Raw genomic sequence first — 14,092 nt, forward strand, 5'->3', positions numbered from 1 at the left:
GTCCGGTTCCGCGGTCCGCTGGCGGTCCGGTGTCATCACAGCGAGCGATATACCGATTGACGCTCCGTATGGGTTGCATCGAGCGACCAACGGCACAGTGGCAGAACTCGCAGTAAGCGTTTGGAGTGATGAAAGGGGTAATCTACGTGTACCAGGCGCCCAAGGGGCTCGATATCGGGAAACCGTGACGAAAGGCCGAACTGTCCTGTGTTTGCATCCGTACACCGGGGCAAAGAGATCGGGGCTTTGCTCCAGGGCCCACGAACCCGCCGATGAGCGGGTCGAGGGAAGAGGCGGGGGCGGACCGTATGTGTGACTGGCCTGTCCGAATCCGTGCCAGCCTGGCGTTCGTCGTCGTTACGCTCCGTAAGTGGCCGCCGCCTTGGCTGGGTAAATGAGCCGCCGGGGTGCCGACTCGAAGAGTAATTTTCGAATTCAAACGTGACCGGCTTGGCCGTCACACGTTGTAGGAGGAGTGGGGTTCGTGTCAGTGGCCGATAGCGCATATGCCGCGGGTCCGGCGTCCTCAAACCGCCCCTACCAGGGCTTTCGTGACGTAGCGCTACGCGGCCGCTACGAGAATGATGTTGCGCTCCGTCACCATGGCGGGGCTAGGCTGTCGACAGCGCGCACGGGGCGTGCTGATCCTTTAGACCGAGATCGAGAACTCACCGTGACGAGTGCGTTGTCGCTACCTTCGAGTAGCCCGCTGACGTCGTCCTGGCCCGAGATGCCTCCCGGCGCCGACCCGCTGCCCGGTCAGCTCGACCGCTGGCTCGCTTCACGGGGCGCCGAGCTGGTAGCCGTACGACGGCACATTCACGCACATCCAGAGCTTTCCGGTCAGGAGTTCGAGACCGCCGCTCTGGTTGCGCGGGAACTCAAAGCCGCCGGCCTCGCGCCGCGCATGCTGCCCAAGGGCAACGGGGTCATCTGTGACATCGGCTCCGGTGACCGGGTGATCGCTCTGCGCGCCGACCTCGACGCGCTGCCGCTGCCGGACACCAAGGACGTGCCCTACCGCTCCACGGTCGACAACGCCTGCCACGCCTGTGGTCACGACGTCCACACGACCGTCCTGCTGGGTGTCGGCCTGGCCCTTGCGCAGCTCGCGGAGCGCAACGAGCTGCCCGGCCGGGTACGGCTACTGTTCCAGCCGGCCGAGGAGCAGATGCCGTCCGGTGCGCCGGAGGTGATCGCGGCCGGCGGGCTCAAGGACGTCGCCGGCATCTTCGCGCTGCACTGCTACCCGCAACTACCGGTGGGTCTGGTCGGTGTCCGGTCCGGCCCGTTCACGGCCGCGGCCGACAAGGTCGAGGTGAAGCTCGCCGGTCGTGGCGGGCACACCGCCCGCCCGCACCTGACCGCCGATCTGGTGCACGCCCTGGGCCGGGTCGTCGTCGACGTACCCTCGCTGCTGGACCGCCGCGTCGACCCGCGTGCCGGCGTCTCCATGGTCTTCGGTGCGGTGCGTGCCGGTGAGGCCGCCAACGCCATCCCCATCGAGGGGTACGCGCGGGCCACCGTCCGGGTCCTCAACCGCGACGCGTGGCGCGAGGTGCCGGATCTGATCACGAAGCTGATCCACGACGTCGTGGCGGGTACCGGTGCCGAGGCCGAGGTGACGTACACCCGCGGGGTGCCGCCGGTGGTCAACGACCGGCTCGCCACCGCCATCGTCGCCGGTGCCGCCGGCGCCGCACTCGGCCCGGACCGCGTGGTCGAGGCGGAGATCAGCATGGGTGGCGAGGACTTCGCATTCTACCTCGAACAGGTACCGGGAGCGATGATCCGCCTCGGATGCGGCATCCCCGGCTCCGACGTCAAGTTCGACATCCACCAATCGGCGTTCGACGTCGACGAGCGGGCGATCGGCTACGGCGTACGCATCATGGTGCACACCGCCCTGGCCGCACTGTCCGCCGGCGCGTTCTAGGAACCGACAACGCGTTCTAGGAACCGACAAACAGTGGGCCGGCCAGGAACCGGCCGTTCCGTGGGGGCCGGGCGTCGTGCGCCCGGCCCCCACGGCGTCACTCGGACCCGGTGACCTGCTCGGAGGTGCCGCTGCGCGGTCTGGACGCCACGACCGGCGGTGCCGCTGGCGACACCGGGGCCGCCGAGGTGGCCGCGGTACCCGGCTGGACCGGGGGCGCCGTCCCGACGCCGCCCGGGCGTGCCGCGGCTTCGGCCGGCGTCCGTGGTCCGCGCAGCCGTCGTGCTGCCCACCAGATCGCGAGTACCGGCAGTCCCAGTCCCAGCAGCCAGGGCAGCAACGCCCCGAGTACGGTGAGCACCACCGTCAGCGAGCCGGTGAATGCCTTCCAGCCGACCTTCAGGCCGGCCAGGAACCCGGTCCCGGAGTCGTCCGACCCGCTCGTCCGGCCGGTCTGCGGTCCGAGGATGACGGCGGTGATGGTCGACAGGGTCGTCTGGTCGTCGAGCTTGCGCTTGCGCGACTTCAACGACTCCAGGTCGGCCTCCCGGCGCGACAGCTCGGACTCCAGGGACACGATCTCGCTGATGTTCTGGGCCCGGGCGAGCAGGTCGCGGACCCGGTTGACGCTGGCCTGCCCGGTCGCGATCCGGGCGTCGAGGTCCGTCACCTGATCGGTGACGTCCTGCGTGGACAGTTGCCGGCTCTCGTCGCGGCCGTTGCGGCCGAGCCTGCTGATACCGTCCACCACGCCGGCGAAGCGCGCCGACGGTACCCGCAGGGTCAGCCGCGCCTGGGCGCGGTCGGAGTCGCTGCTACGGTCGTCGCCTCCGACGAAGCCGCCCGCCGACGTGGCCAGCGTGCTCACCTCGGAGGCCGCCTGGGAGACGTCGGAGACCTGAACGGTGACGGTACCGGTGAAGATCAGTGCCCGGGAGTCGACGGTCACCTGAGCCGGGGTGCCGGCCTCCGGTTTCCCGGCCGGACCACCCTGGGCCGGTTGCTGGGCGGCCGGCCCGCCCTGGTCGGCCGCGCCCTGGGCCGGTTGCTGTCCGGCCGCGTCCTTTCCCTGCGGCGCGGCGGGCTGGGCGACGCCGGCCCCCGAGTTGCTGGTGCTCCTGCTCTCGCCGGCCGCGCAACCTGCGACAACGACGAGGACCAATGCCGATGACAGCGTGGCTGCGGCCAGCCGCCTCGACGGACGTGTGACTGACATGTCTCCTCCCCGGGTAGGGTCACCTTCGGTGAAGCCGACCGTCCGACGCGTCCGGCCGCCGCAGCGGTTCCGGCGACAGGTATCGGTTTCGATGCGAGGAGGTCACGATGCGGCTGACGAAGTTCTCCCATTCCTGCGTACGGCTGGAGCACGACGGCGCCGTCGTGGTGATCGATCCGGGGTCGCTGTCGGAGCGGGAGGCCCTCGACGGCGCCGACGCGGTGCTGATCACTCATGAGCACTTCGACCACCTGGACGTGGAGATGCTGGCCGACGCGCTCGGCAAGCGGCCGAGCATCGAGGTGTACACGCACCCGGACGTCGTGGCGAAGCTCGGTGACCTGTCCGGGGTGGCCACCGGGGTGGTCGCCGGGGACGAGTTCACCGCCGCCGGGCTGCGGGTACGCGTGTACGGGGGGCTGCACGCGATCATCCACCCGGAACTGCCCCGGGTCGCCAACGTCGGGTTCTTCGTCGAGTCGCCGAGCGGTGACGGCGGTGTGTACCACCCGGGCGACTCGTTCGACGTGCCGACCGATGCCCGGGTCGACACCGTCCTGGTGCCGGTGGCGGGGCCGTGGATGAAGCTGTCCGAGGCAGTGGAGTTCGTCCGCGAGGTGGCGCCGCGCCGCGCGTACGCGCTGCACGATGGGATCGTCAACGACATCGGCCACAAGATCGTCACGCAGACCATGAAGAATTTGGCGAAGACGGACTACGGGCGGCTCGAACCGGGGCAGCGGGTCGACGTCTGAGAGCCGGACGAACCGGGTCGGTGTCTGAGGGTCGGACGAACCGGGTCGGTGTCTGAGGGCCGGACGAACCGGGTCGGTGTCTGAGGGTCGGACGAACCGGGTCGGTGTCTGAGGGTCGGACGAACCGGGTCGGTGCGGGAGCCAACGGCCCACCCTGGGCCAAGATAGGTGGGTGGATGCCGATCCGCTCGCCGTCGTCGCGGCCGACCTGTACGCGCTGCCGCCCGAAGACTTCGTGGCCGCGCGCAACGACGCGGTGAAGCGTGCCCGGGCGGCCGGTGACCGTGGCCTTGCCGCCCGGATCGCCGAACTGCGCCGGCCGACGGTCGGGGCGTGGGCGGTCAACCTCCTCGCCCGGCACCGTCCCGAGCTGGTCGAGGAACTGCTCGAACTGGGGGAGGCCCTGCGCGCCGCGCAGCGTGACCTGCGCGGTGACGAGCTGAGAGAACTGTCCGCCCGGCGGCGGGCGGTGGTCTCGGGGCTGTCTCGGGAGACGCTCCGACTCGCCCACCACGAGTACCGCCGGGCCAATCTGCCGGCCGCCGAGATCGAGGCCACGCTGACGGCTGCGTTGGCCGACCCGGACGTCGCTGAACAGGTACGGGCGGGTCAGCTCACGAAGACGGTGGCGTACGCCGGGTTCGGTGAGACACCTCGGCCGCGGCTGCGCCTGGTACGCGGGGGCGCCGACCAGGACGACACGCCCGAGATGCCCGATGTGTCCGACTCCACCACTGGAGCCGGGAAAGGTACCCGTGGCACCGCGGGCGGCCGCGGCACGACGGGCGACCGTGGCACTGCGGGCGACCGTGGCACTGCGGGCGGCCGCGGCACGACGGGCGATCGCGGCACCGCGGGCGACCGCAGGGTGCCGATGGGGGCACCCGGATCCCGCGCCGTCGAGCGCCGGGCCGCGGACGCCGCCAAGGCCGCCGAGGTCGCCGCGGTTGAACGCCTGGCCGCGGATGCCGCCAAGGCCGCCGAGACTGAGCGGCGGGCCGCCGAGGCTGCTGCCGCCGCTGCCGCGGCCGCCGAGCGCCGGGCTGCCGAGGCCGCGGCCGAGCGCCGGGCCGCGGAAGCCGCCGCGGCGGCCGAGCGCCGCCGGGCCCGTGCCGCGGCACACCGGGAACTGCTGGCGGCGCGTACCGCACTGGCGGAGGCCGAAGCGGCGCGGGCGCTGGCCGACCGGGCCGTCACGGCGGCGCGGCGGCGGGTCGAGAAGGCCAGCGCGATGGTGGACAGGCTGGCAACCGAGGAGTAGAGCCTGACGGAACGCGACGACGCCGGCACAATGAGCGGGTGACACCCGAGCAGACCGCGGCGGCTGCGAAGAACGCCGTACTCGCACTCGGCAGCGCCTTCAACCATGATCCCCGGACCATGCGCAGGGCCCGCCAGTTGGGCCTGACCGGCTGGGCGTTCTACGTGGCCGGGCGCGCGGGGGCGATGGGCGACGTAGGGGCGGACACCGCCGCGGCGGCCATGGCCTTCGTCGCGGCCGACGCGGTCCGCGACGGCTGGGAGACGGCCGGCAGGGTCGCGCCGCCGCGGAAGATCGCCGGCTACCACATCGCGGAGTGCTGCCGGTGGGGCCGGGAGAACCTGGAGTCGTTCTACGGGCTGTCCCGGCTGGTGGAGTTGACCGAGCGGGTGGCGGTGCACGCCGACCCGACCGGTATGCCGCTGTTCGCAGCCTGGCGGGCGATGCCGGTACCGGACACCGCACCGGCGGCCCGCGCCGCGGTTCTGCTGCACCTGCTGCATGAACACCGTGGCGCGGCGCACATCCAGGCGGTCCGGGCGAGTGCGCTCACCCCGCTGGAGGCGATCGTGGCCGGGCCGGACGGCGAGTCCGGTGCCACGGCACTGGGCTGGCTGCCGCCGTACCCTCCGTGCGCGCCCCTGCTGCGCAAGCGCGCCTGGGCGGAGGCGTTGACCGACCGGATCGCCGGCGAGGCGTACCGGGCCCTCGAACCCGATCAGCGCCAGGAACTGGTCGACCTGCTGGATGCGGCGAGGCAGCTGCACAAGGACCGCCAGAACGACCGCCACCCGCACCTGCCGATCCGGTCCGGCCGCACGTACGACTGGGCCGCGAACCGCGGGCCGGAGTTCCGCTGACCGAGGCACGGCCGGGCCCAGCGCGCCACGGCTCGGGTGCGGTGCGGCTCCGGTGCGTTACGGCTGGGGATCGGGGCGGGTGGGGCGGGCCCGCAGTTGTTCGACGTAGTCCGCCGGTGCGCCGGCCTTCTCCGCCGCCTGCACCAGCTCACTCAGGTACCACGCGGTCGGAATGCCGCCCTCGTACCCGGTGAACACGTAGATCCATGCGGTCACGTCGCCGTCGAGGGTGGCCACCCGGACGTGAATCTTGCGGTACGTGCCGGCGGCCACCCCCTCGACCTCGTCGAGCTGCCGGGCGTCCTCGGGGTGTACGTCGTACAACGCGACGAAGACCCGGTCACCGGGGGACTCGACGATCGTGGTGACCGCGCCCTCCCAGCCGAGGACGTCGTCCCCGGCGAAGGTGAGTCGCCAGCCTTCGATCCAGCCGACGCCCACCATCGGTGAACGGGGGCAGTATGCCCGCATCCGTGCGGGGTCCAGGTTTGAGCCGTACGCGGCGTAATGACGCACGGCGCTGACCATATCTCCCGGCGGGCCGCTGGCAGAATACTGCGGAGCGTGTCGGAGCCGATATGACCCGCATACTGCGGAGCGTGTCGGAGCCGATATGACCCGCGACGCCCGTTCCGGCGCGGCCGCTCTAGGCTTGTGCCTGTGAATCGGGTTGTGATCATCGGTGGAGGGCCCGCGGGTTACGAGGCGGCGTTGGTCGCGGCTCAGCTCGGGGCGGAGGTGACCGTCGTCGAGCGCGAGGGCGCCGGCGGCGCCTGTGTGTTGCACGACTGCGTGCCGTCGAAGACGTTCATCGCCAGCTCGGACGTCGTGACCGCCTACCGCGACACCGAGGAGTTCGGTATCCGGGGTGCCAGTCTCGCCAGCGTCAGCGTGGACGCGGCCGTGGTCAACGGCCGGGTGAAGCGGCTGGCCGCCGCGCAGTCGGCCGACATCTGCGCCAAGCTGACCAAGGCGGGCGTACGGTTCGTGCAGGGCAGCGCCCGGCTCGGCGCGGACACCCTCGGCCACCTGCACCGCGTGGTCGTGACCCCGGCGAATGGTGACCCGGAGTACACCGTCGACGCCACGACGGTCCTGATCGCGACCGGGGCCACCCCGCGCGAGCTGCCGGACGCCCGCCCCGACGGCGAGCGCATCCTGGACTGGCGGCAGGTGTACGACCTGACCGAGCTGCCCCGGCACCTCGTCGTCGTCGGCTCCGGTGTGACCGGCGCCGAGTTCGCGTCGGCGTACCTCGCGCTTGGCGTGGAGGTCACCCTGGTGTCCAGCCGCGACCGCGTGATGCCGACCGAGGACCCGGACGCCGCCGTCGTCATCGAGAATGTGTTCCGCTCCCGGGGCATGAAGATCATGGGCCGGGCCCGCGCGTCCGCCGCCCGGCGCGCGGGCGACGGCGTGGTCGTCGAGATGCAGGACGGCCGGACCGTGGAGGGCTCCCACGTACTGATCGCGGTCGGCGCGATCCCGAACACGTCCGGGCTGGGCCTTTCGGAGTACGGAGTGGAGATCGGCCCGGGCGGGTACGTCGCCGTCGACCGGGTGTCGCGTACCAACGTGCCCGGCATCTACGCCGCCGGCGACTGCACCGGCGTGCTGCCGCTGGCCAGCGTCGCCGCCATGCAGGGCCGGATCGCGATGTGGCACGCGCTCGGCGAGGCGGTTTCCCCGCTGAAGCTGCAGACCGTCGCCGCCAACGTGTTCACCGACCCCGAGCTGGCCTCGGTCGGGGTCAGCCAGGCGGACATCGACAGCGGCAAGGTGCCGGCCCGTACCGTCATGCTGCCGCTGACCGGCAACGCCCGGGCCAAGATGATGGGCCTGGAGGACGGGTTCGTGAAGGTCTTCTGCCGGCCCGCCTCCGGCCTGGTGGTCGGCGGGGTCGTGGTGGCGCCGAAGGCCAGCGAGCTGATCCTGCCGATCGCGATGGCGGTCGAGAACCACCTGACCGTCGACCAGTTGGCCCACACGATCACGATCTACCCGTCGCTGTCCGGCTCGATCGCCGAGGCGGCCCGCCAGTTGATGCAGCACGAGTTCGAGTAACCCCGGCCGGTCCCCATGATCGTCACAACTTCCCGGAAGTCGTGGTCTCCAGCCGCTGCCATGGCCACAGTTTCCCGGAAGTTGTGACGATCATGGCGTCAGCGGAGCGGGACGCGGATGTCGCGCTTGTGGTCGACCACGGCGGCCGCCGAGATCGTCGCCTCGATCGGCAGGAACTCCAGGCAACGGCGGATCGCCTCGGCGAGCGCGGGGCGGGGGACCCGCATCGACATCGTGGCGTGCGGTACCCACACGCCCGGGGCGTACAGCTCCGACAGTGCGACGCCCGCCTCGCTCAGCCGCCGCCACACCTCCGCCTGGTGGGCCAGCAGGTCGGCGTTCGGCGCCGGGCCGAGGAACAGCACCCGGCCGACGAACTGCCCGGTGTACTGGAACGACAGCGGCAACGGCGGCGCCACCGGCAGGCCGCGCAGCGCCCGCACGACGGTCTCGGCGTCGAGTAGTTCGGCACCGACCAGGGACAGGTGCGGCCGGTGCCGCCCGCTGATCTGGCGCAGCGTCGGCACCTCGGCGGCCGCGAGGGCGTTCCACAGGACGTGGATGCGGCGCTCGGCGGTCGCATCGAAGTAGAGCTCCAGCGCAGCGGTCACGCCGGTCCCTGACAGGTCTGGCACCAGTACGAGTTACGCCCGGCCAGCGGCGCCGTCCGTACCGGCGTGCCGCACACCAGGCACGGCTGGCCGGTGCGTCGGTAGACGTACACCTCACCGCCGTGCCGGTCCACCCGCGGCGGGCGGCCCATCGCCTCCGGGGTGTGCACCGGGTGCACCGTGTCGATTCTGCCCACCTCGACCGCGGCCCGCATCAGCGCCCGCAGGTCGGCCCAGATCTCCGCCCAGGCCGCCGGCGACACCGACCGTCCCGGCGCGGTCGGAGGCAACCCCGCCCGGAACAGCGCCTCGGTCACGAAGATCAGGCCGGTACCCGCGACGATCGACTGGTCGAGCAGCAGCGCGCCGATCGGTTTGGTGCTGCGCCTGATCCGGGAGTACGCCGCGGCCGGGTCGGCGTCGTCGCGCAGCGGATCCGCGCCCAGCCGCCCGATCAGGGCCTTGACCTCGGGCGGGGTGAGTAGTTCGCAGGCGGCCGGGCCGCGCAGGTCGAGCCAGTGCTCCTCGGTGGCCAGCCGCAGCCTGACCTCGCCGACCGGCGCCGGCGCCGTCCCCGGTCCGTCGGAGAACTTCCCGTACAGGCCGAGGTGGATGTGCAGGGTCCGGTCCCCGGCGTACCGGTGCAGTAGGTGCTTGCCGTACGCCTCGGTGTCGTCCAGTACCGACCCGGAGATCAGGGCCGCGCCGGCGGCGAAGCGCCCCTGCGGGCTGGACGCGGTGACGCGCCGCCCGCCGAACAGCTCCCGGTGCCGGTCGGTGAGGCGGCGGATGGTGTGTCCCTCGGGCATCGGTCGACCGTACCCGGACCGGTCGGGGCGTCAGCGGTAGAGGCGCTCGGCGTACTGCTCCCCGTAGTAGCGCTCCAGCTCCTCCAGCGTCTCTGGGATGTCGTGGACGCTCTTGACGAGCTGGGCGTGCGGCGGCAGGACGTCCGGGTTCCAGGTCTCGGGCTTCCACAGCGACGAGCGCATGAACGCCTTCTGGCAGTGGAAGAAGATCTGCTCGATCTCGACGACGATCGCGAGCTGCGGCCGGTGTCCCTTGACGACCATCTCGTCGAAGAACGGCGCCTCGCGCACCAGCCGGGCGCGGCCGTTGATGCGCAGCGTCTCGCGACGGCCGGGGATCAGGTAGATCAGGCCGACGTGCGGGTTGGACAGGATGTTCAGGAAGCCGTCGGCGCGCCGGTTGCCGGGGCGCTCGGGGACGGCGATCGTGGTGTCGTCGATGACGTACGTGAAGCCCGGCGGGTCGCCCTTGGGGGAGACGTCACAGGTGCCGTCGGCGGCGGCGGTGGCCACCAGGCAGAACGGCGACGCCGCGAGCCACTCCCGGTCGCGCTCGTGCAGCCGTACCCGCTCCTTGGCCACCGCCCGCGGCATCGGCTCGCCGAGCAGGTCCCGCAGCTCGGCCTCCGACGTGATCTCTACGAACGCGGCCGTGTCCACCATCGCATCCTCCCCGTTGCGGATAGTGCCCGGGCTCTGAGCGTAGTTGCTGGGGCACGTCGGCGTCGCTCCCGATTCCGGCCGATTGACGGCGCTCCCCATTCGGGCCTGTCGACGGCGCTTCCGATTCCGCCTGTCGGCGGCGGCCACTGGCCGCCGAGGGGTGCACGGTGTACCGCGACCGGGCGCCTGGTCACCGGATGCCGACGACGATCAGGGCTCGTTAATCGCTGCGCTCGACCGCGGTCCCGGCTAAGGTCGCCGACATGCGACGCGCCATCGACACGACCACGCCGGGCACTCCCCGGCGTAGCCGACCGATGCGCTGACACGTAAGCCATCCACGACGGCCCCGGGACGCCAGCCCCGGGGCCGTCGTGGATGCTCCTCGGCCCCCGGCGTCCCGGCGGGAGAGGAGACACCGTGAACGACCACCGCAGGCTCGGCCGCGACCTCGAACTGTTCCACTCGGCGCCGCTGGTCGGCGCCGGGCTGCCCATCTGGCTGCCGGACGGCGCCGCGGCGCGGTACGCCGTCGAGTCCTACCTGCGGGAGGAGGAGCGGCGGGCCGGCTACCGGCACGTTTACTCGCCGCCGCTGGCCCGGCGGGAGATGTACGAACGGTCCGGGCATCTGGCGAACTTCGCCGACGACATGTTCGCCGGTATCCCGGACGGCACCGACGAGCTGTACCTGCGACCGAGCCTGTGCCCGCACCACGCGATGGTGTTCGCCGCGCGCGGGCGGTCCTACCGGGACCTGCCGCTGCGCGTGGCCGAGATCGGCCCGATGTACCGGGCCGAGCGCTCCGGTGTCTTGAGTGGACTGTCGCGGGTGCGGGCCATCTCGCTCAACGACGCGCACCTCTTCTGCGCCCCGGAACAGGTGGTCGACGAGGTGGCCGCGGTACTGGCGATGGTCCGGCGGGCGTACGGCGCTCTCGGCATCCCGTCCGCGCGGTACCGGCTCTCGCTCGCCGGTGGTGGCAAGGGAAAGTACGTCGACGACCCGGCGGGCTGGGCCCGCGCGGAGGCGATGCTGCGCGAGGCGCTGCGGCGGGCGGGCGTGCGGTACGAGGACGCTCCGGGGGAGGCCGCGTTCTACGGACCGAAGATCGACGTACAGGTCGCGGGCGCGGGTGGCCGGGAGGTGACCCTGTCGACCGTCCAGGTGGACTTCCACCAACCGGCGCGGTTCGATCTGTCCTATGTGGATGCGGGTGGCGCGCGGGTCCGGCCGGTACTGGTGCACCGCAGCGTAGTCGGCAGCCTGGAACGGCTCTTCGCGCACCTCGTCGAGGTGCACGGCGGCGCGTTCCCGGTCTGGTATGCGCCCGTGCACCTGGTCGCCGTACCGGTGGGGGAGGCGCAGTGCGCGGCGGCCGAGGAACTCGTCGACCGCTGCGTCGCGGCGGGGCTGCGCGCCGAGGTCGACCGGGACGGCACGGTCGCGGCGCGGGTACGCGCGGCGTCGGTGCGCCGGAAGGTGCCGTACGTGGCGGTCCTCGGCGCCCGGGAGGCAGCCGAGGGTTCGGTGTCGATGCGGCTGCGCGACGGTACCCGCCGCGATCGGCTACCCGTCGACGAGGCGCTCGCCCTGGTCACCCGGGTGGTGGCGGTCCGGTCGCCGACCGCCCTGCTGCCGTAGCGGGGTGGTCGATTTCTCGATGTCGGCCGTGTGGCGGGCAGCGGAAACGGGTAGCCAGTGGGGGAACCCTTCCCGGACATCCACGGAGGTCAGCATGGATGAGACTCAGACCGGTGCGCGTGCCCCCGACAACTCCGGTGCCGTCCGCCAGGTGGTCGGCGAGGCGACCGACGCCGCCGGCCGCGCGGCCGGAAACGTCGCGGAGACCGCCGGGCACCAGGCCCGCGAGGTGGTCGGCGAGGTTTCCGCCCAGGCCCGTGGCGTGGCCGCCGAACTCCGCGACCAGATGGGTTCGCAGCTTCGCGGCCAGCACGACCGGCTCACCGACGGGATGCGCCGGATGGCCGACGAACTGGACGGCATGGTGGCCGACGGCGGCGACTCGCCGGCGCGGGCGGTGGTCTCGCGGGTCGCCCAGGGCAGCCGCCAGATGGCCGACTACCTGGCCGAACGTGGCCCGGAGGGCGTGCTGGACGAGGTGACGGACTTCGCCCGGCGCCGCCCGGGTGCCTTCCTTGCCACGGCGGCGGTCACCGGTTTCCTGGTCGGCCGGCTCGGCAAGGGCGTGTTCGGCGGCACGACCGGCTCGTCGGCCGGGTCGTCGGCTGGCGCGCCGCGCCGCGACGCCTTCGTCTCCGACATCCCGCGGATGAGCCCCGAGCCGTCGTACCCGACGGCCGGCTACCCGTCAAGCGCCGCCGAGCCCGCCACGCCGGTCGCCGCCACGTACCCGACCGCGGTCGAGCGTCCGTCTACATCGGATATTGCGGCCATGACGGGGTACCCCCACACACCGCCGGCCCCCGCGAACGCGACCGAGTACCTCGCGGCCGGTACCGGTAGCCCGGTGCCCGTGTCGGATCCGGTCGAGGCGCCGGAGTACGAGCGCGGGGTCGCCACCGGCGCCCCGGCGTCGCGGTACGGCGGTTCGAGTCAGGACGGGCTGCGATGACCGCGCCGTACCCGCGTCGGAGCGAGACGCTGGACACCCAGCCGCTGCACACCGAGCACCTACACACCGAGCACCCGCGCACCGAGCACCCGCGCACCGAGCACCTGCACACCGAGCACCTGCACACCGAGCCCAAGGGAACGTCCATCGGCCAGCTCATCGCCGACATCAGCGACGACCTGTCCCGCCTGTTCCGGCAGGAGGTCGAGCTGGCAAAGGCTGAGCTGCGTCAGGAGGCCGTCAAGGCCGGCAAGGCCGCCGGGATGCTCGGCGGGGCCGGCGTCGCCGGGTACATGGTGGCCCTGTTCCTCACGCTGGCCGTCATGTTCGGGCTGGGCAACGTCATGGATCTCGGCTGGGCGGCACTGATCGTGGCTGTCGTCTGGGCGGCCGCCGGAGCGGTGCTGTACCTGAACGGCCGACGCAGGCTGAGCACCGTCTCACCGATGCCCCGGCAGACCGTCGAGACGATCAAGGAGGACGCACGGTGGTTGAAGAACCCGACCGGATAAGGAACGACATCGAGTACACCCGGGCCGCGCTCGCCCGGGACGTGGACCGGCTGGCGGAACGGACCAGCCCGAGCCGGGTGGCCCAGCGGCGCTGGGCCGCCGTGAAGGAGAAGGTGCGCGGCGTGAGCGACAAGGTGATGGGTACGCCCACCGAAGCGGCCCACTCGGTGCAGGCGACGGCGGGACAGGCGACCGACACGGCCAGCCACCTGGCGTACCGGGCCGGGGCGAAGGCCACCGACGCGGCGCACCAGGCCGGTGACCTGGCGCACCGCACCGGTGACCGGGTCGGTGACCTGGCGCACCGCACCGGTGACCGGGTCGGTGACCTGGCGCACCGGGCGGGCGACACGGTGAGCGACGCCGCGGGTAGCGTGGCGGAGACGGTCCGCCAGGCGCCACGGGCCGTGGCGAGCGGTACGCAGGGCAATCCGATCGCCGCCGGTGTGATCGCCTTCGGGGTGGGGATGCTGGCCGCCTCCCTCATCCCGGAGACCGACGTCGAGCGGAGGGCCGCACAGCAGCTCCGCGACAACGCCGGTGACCTCGTCGATCGGGTACGCGAGCCGCTCACGGAGTCCGCGCAGCAGCTCAAGCAGGACATGGCCGACCCGGTACGCGAGGCGGTCGACCAGGTGAAGGAGACGGCGGTGAACGCCGCGCAGACGACCGTCGACGAGGCGAAGTCGTCCGCCAAGGGCGCCGCCGAACAGACGAAGCTGTCCGCCAAGGACACCGCCGAGCAGGTGCGCAGCGCTACGTAGCCGATACCCTTCCGCGATCTTGGACACGTGGCGGTGCGGTAGGCC

General features: G+C 72.1%; 14 protein-coding genes. 9 read left to right on the forward strand and 5 right to left on the reverse strand.

All coding sequences use genetic code 11. The features are described 5' to 3' along the window. Positions 1 to 484: 484 nt before the first annotated feature. Entirely contained in the window at positions 485 to 1,936 is a 1,452-nt protein-coding gene (locus ACNTMW_RS15895) for an amidohydrolase (RefSeq protein ID WP_426634348.1), read from the forward strand. Positions 1,937 to 2,033: 97 nt separating this feature from the next. Here the strand turns inward: ACNTMW_RS15895 and ACNTMW_RS15900 are convergent, their stop codons facing one another. Next, positions 2,034 to 3,152: a DUF4349 domain-containing protein gene (locus ACNTMW_RS15900; RefSeq protein ID WP_426634349.1), complete on the reverse strand. Its 1,119-nt coding sequence runs from the start codon at positions 3,150 to 3,152 to the stop codon at positions 2,034 to 2,036. A gap of 107 nt (positions 3,153 to 3,259) precedes the next feature. Between ACNTMW_RS15900 and ACNTMW_RS15905 the strand changes: the two genes are divergently transcribed. From ACNTMW_RS15905 to ACNTMW_RS15915, 3 genes are all read left to right on the forward strand, one after another. Further along, positions 3,260 to 3,907, forward strand: coding sequence for an MBL fold metallo-hydrolase (locus ACNTMW_RS15905; protein ID WP_426634351.1), 648 nt, complete (start codon positions 3,260 to 3,262; stop codon positions 3,905 to 3,907). Between the two features lie 172 nt (positions 3,908 to 4,079). Beyond that, positions 4,080 to 5,168: a hypothetical protein gene (locus ACNTMW_RS15910; RefSeq protein WP_426634352.1), complete on the forward strand. Its 1,089-nt coding sequence runs from the start codon at positions 4,080 to 4,082 to the stop codon at positions 5,166 to 5,168. A gap of 38 nt (positions 5,169 to 5,206) precedes the next feature. Then, positions 5,207 to 6,028: an SCO6745 family protein gene (locus tag ACNTMW_RS15915; RefSeq protein WP_426634353.1), complete on the forward strand. Its 822-nt coding sequence runs from the start codon at positions 5,207 to 5,209 to the stop codon at positions 6,026 to 6,028. Positions 6,029 to 6,085: 57 nt separating this feature from the next. Here the strand turns inward: ACNTMW_RS15915 and ACNTMW_RS15920 are convergent, their stop codons facing one another. Next, complete coding sequence (locus ACNTMW_RS15920) at positions 6,086 to 6,544, reverse strand: gamma-glutamylcyclotransferase family protein (protein WP_426634354.1); 459 nt, start codon at positions 6,542 to 6,544, stop codon at positions 6,086 to 6,088. A gap of 144 nt (positions 6,545 to 6,688) precedes the next feature. On the opposite strand from ACNTMW_RS15920, the gene ACNTMW_RS15925 reads away from it, so the two are divergent. After that, a complete protein-coding gene (locus tag ACNTMW_RS15925; protein WP_426634355.1) occupies positions 6,689 to 8,092 on the forward strand; it encodes an NAD(P)H-quinone dehydrogenase in 1,404 nt (467 codons plus the stop codon). 98 nt (positions 8,093 to 8,190) lie between these two features. Here the strand turns inward: ACNTMW_RS15925 and ACNTMW_RS15930 are convergent, their stop codons facing one another. From ACNTMW_RS15930 to ACNTMW_RS15940, 3 genes are read right to left on the reverse strand one after another with little or no spacing between them, the layout of a single operon-like run. Next, on the reverse strand, positions 8,191 to 8,703 hold the full coding sequence (locus tag ACNTMW_RS15930) for a 2'-5' RNA ligase family protein (RefSeq protein ID WP_426634356.1): 513 nt from the start codon (positions 8,701 to 8,703) through the stop codon (positions 8,191 to 8,193). Then, complete coding sequence (locus tag ACNTMW_RS15935) at positions 8,700 to 9,512, reverse strand: Fpg/Nei family DNA glycosylase (protein WP_426634358.1); 813 nt, start codon at positions 9,510 to 9,512, stop codon at positions 8,700 to 8,702. Before ACNTMW_RS15935 ends, ACNTMW_RS15930 begins: the two co-directional genes overlap by 4 nt. Before the next feature lie 30 nt (positions 9,513 to 9,542). Continuing rightward, positions 9,543 to 10,175 (reverse strand): pyridoxamine 5'-phosphate oxidase family protein, encoded by a 633-nt coding sequence (locus ACNTMW_RS15940; RefSeq protein WP_426634359.1) that lies wholly within the window; start codon positions 10,173 to 10,175, stop codon positions 9,543 to 9,545. 420 nt (positions 10,176 to 10,595) lie between these two features. On the opposite strand from ACNTMW_RS15940, the gene thrS reads away from it, so the two are divergent. The 4 genes from thrS (at position 10,596) to ACNTMW_RS15960 (ending at position 14,047) form a co-directional block, all read left to right on the forward strand. Next, the gene (thrS, locus tag ACNTMW_RS15945; RefSeq protein WP_426634361.1) at positions 10,596 to 11,819 is read left to right on the forward strand and encodes a threonine--tRNA ligase; all 1,224 of its coding nucleotides are present in this window, start codon (positions 10,596 to 10,598) and stop codon (positions 11,817 to 11,819) included. A gap of 94 nt (positions 11,820 to 11,913) precedes the next feature. Further along, positions 11,914 to 12,771, forward strand: a complete 858-nt coding sequence (locus ACNTMW_RS15950) for a hypothetical protein (RefSeq protein WP_426634364.1) — start codon at positions 11,914 to 11,916, stop codon at positions 12,769 to 12,771. Next, positions 12,768 to 13,283 carry a phage holin family protein gene (locus tag ACNTMW_RS15955; protein WP_426634366.1) on the forward strand — a complete coding sequence of 172 codons (516 nt, stop codon included), beginning with the start codon at positions 12,768 to 12,770 and terminating at the stop codon, positions 13,281 to 13,283. Before ACNTMW_RS15950 ends, ACNTMW_RS15955 begins: the two co-directional genes overlap by 4 nt. After that, positions 13,259 to 14,047, forward strand: coding sequence for a DUF3618 domain-containing protein (locus ACNTMW_RS15960; protein ID WP_426634368.1), 789 nt, complete (start codon positions 13,259 to 13,261; stop codon positions 14,045 to 14,047). Before ACNTMW_RS15955 ends, ACNTMW_RS15960 begins: the two co-directional genes overlap by 25 nt. Positions 14,048 to 14,092: the final 45 nt, after the last annotated feature.

Origin of the sequence: Planosporangium spinosum (assembly GCF_049999945.1) — a bacterium.
Taxonomy (GTDB): Bacteria; Actinomycetota; Actinomycetes; order Mycobacteriales; family Micromonosporaceae; genus Planosporangium; species Planosporangium spinosum.

What these genes read in the sequence shown, in the direction of transcription:
- ACNTMW_RS15955 (WP_426634366.1), top strand. Translation starts at nt 12,768, where the DNA reads ATGACCGCGCCGTACCCGCGTCGGAGCGAGACGCTGGACACCCAGCCG.
- ACNTMW_RS15905 (WP_426634351.1), top strand. Translation starts at nt 3,260, where the DNA reads ATGCGGCTGACGAAGTTCTCCCATTCCTGCGTACGGCTGGAGCACGAC.
- ACNTMW_RS15935 (WP_426634358.1), bottom strand. Translation starts at nt 9,512, where the DNA reads ATGCCCGAGGGACACACCATCCGCCGCCTCACCGACCGGCACCGGGAG.
- ACNTMW_RS15940 (WP_426634359.1), bottom strand. Translation starts at nt 10,175, where the DNA reads ATGGTGGACACGGCCGCGTTCGTAGAGATCACGTCGGAGGCCGAGCTG.
- ACNTMW_RS15900 (WP_426634349.1), bottom strand. Translation starts at nt 3,152, where the DNA reads ATGTCAGTCACACGTCCGTCGAGGCGGCTGGCCGCAGCCACGCTGTCA.
- ACNTMW_RS15950 (WP_426634364.1), top strand. Translation starts at nt 11,914, where the DNA reads ATGGATGAGACTCAGACCGGTGCGCGTGCCCCCGACAACTCCGGTGCC.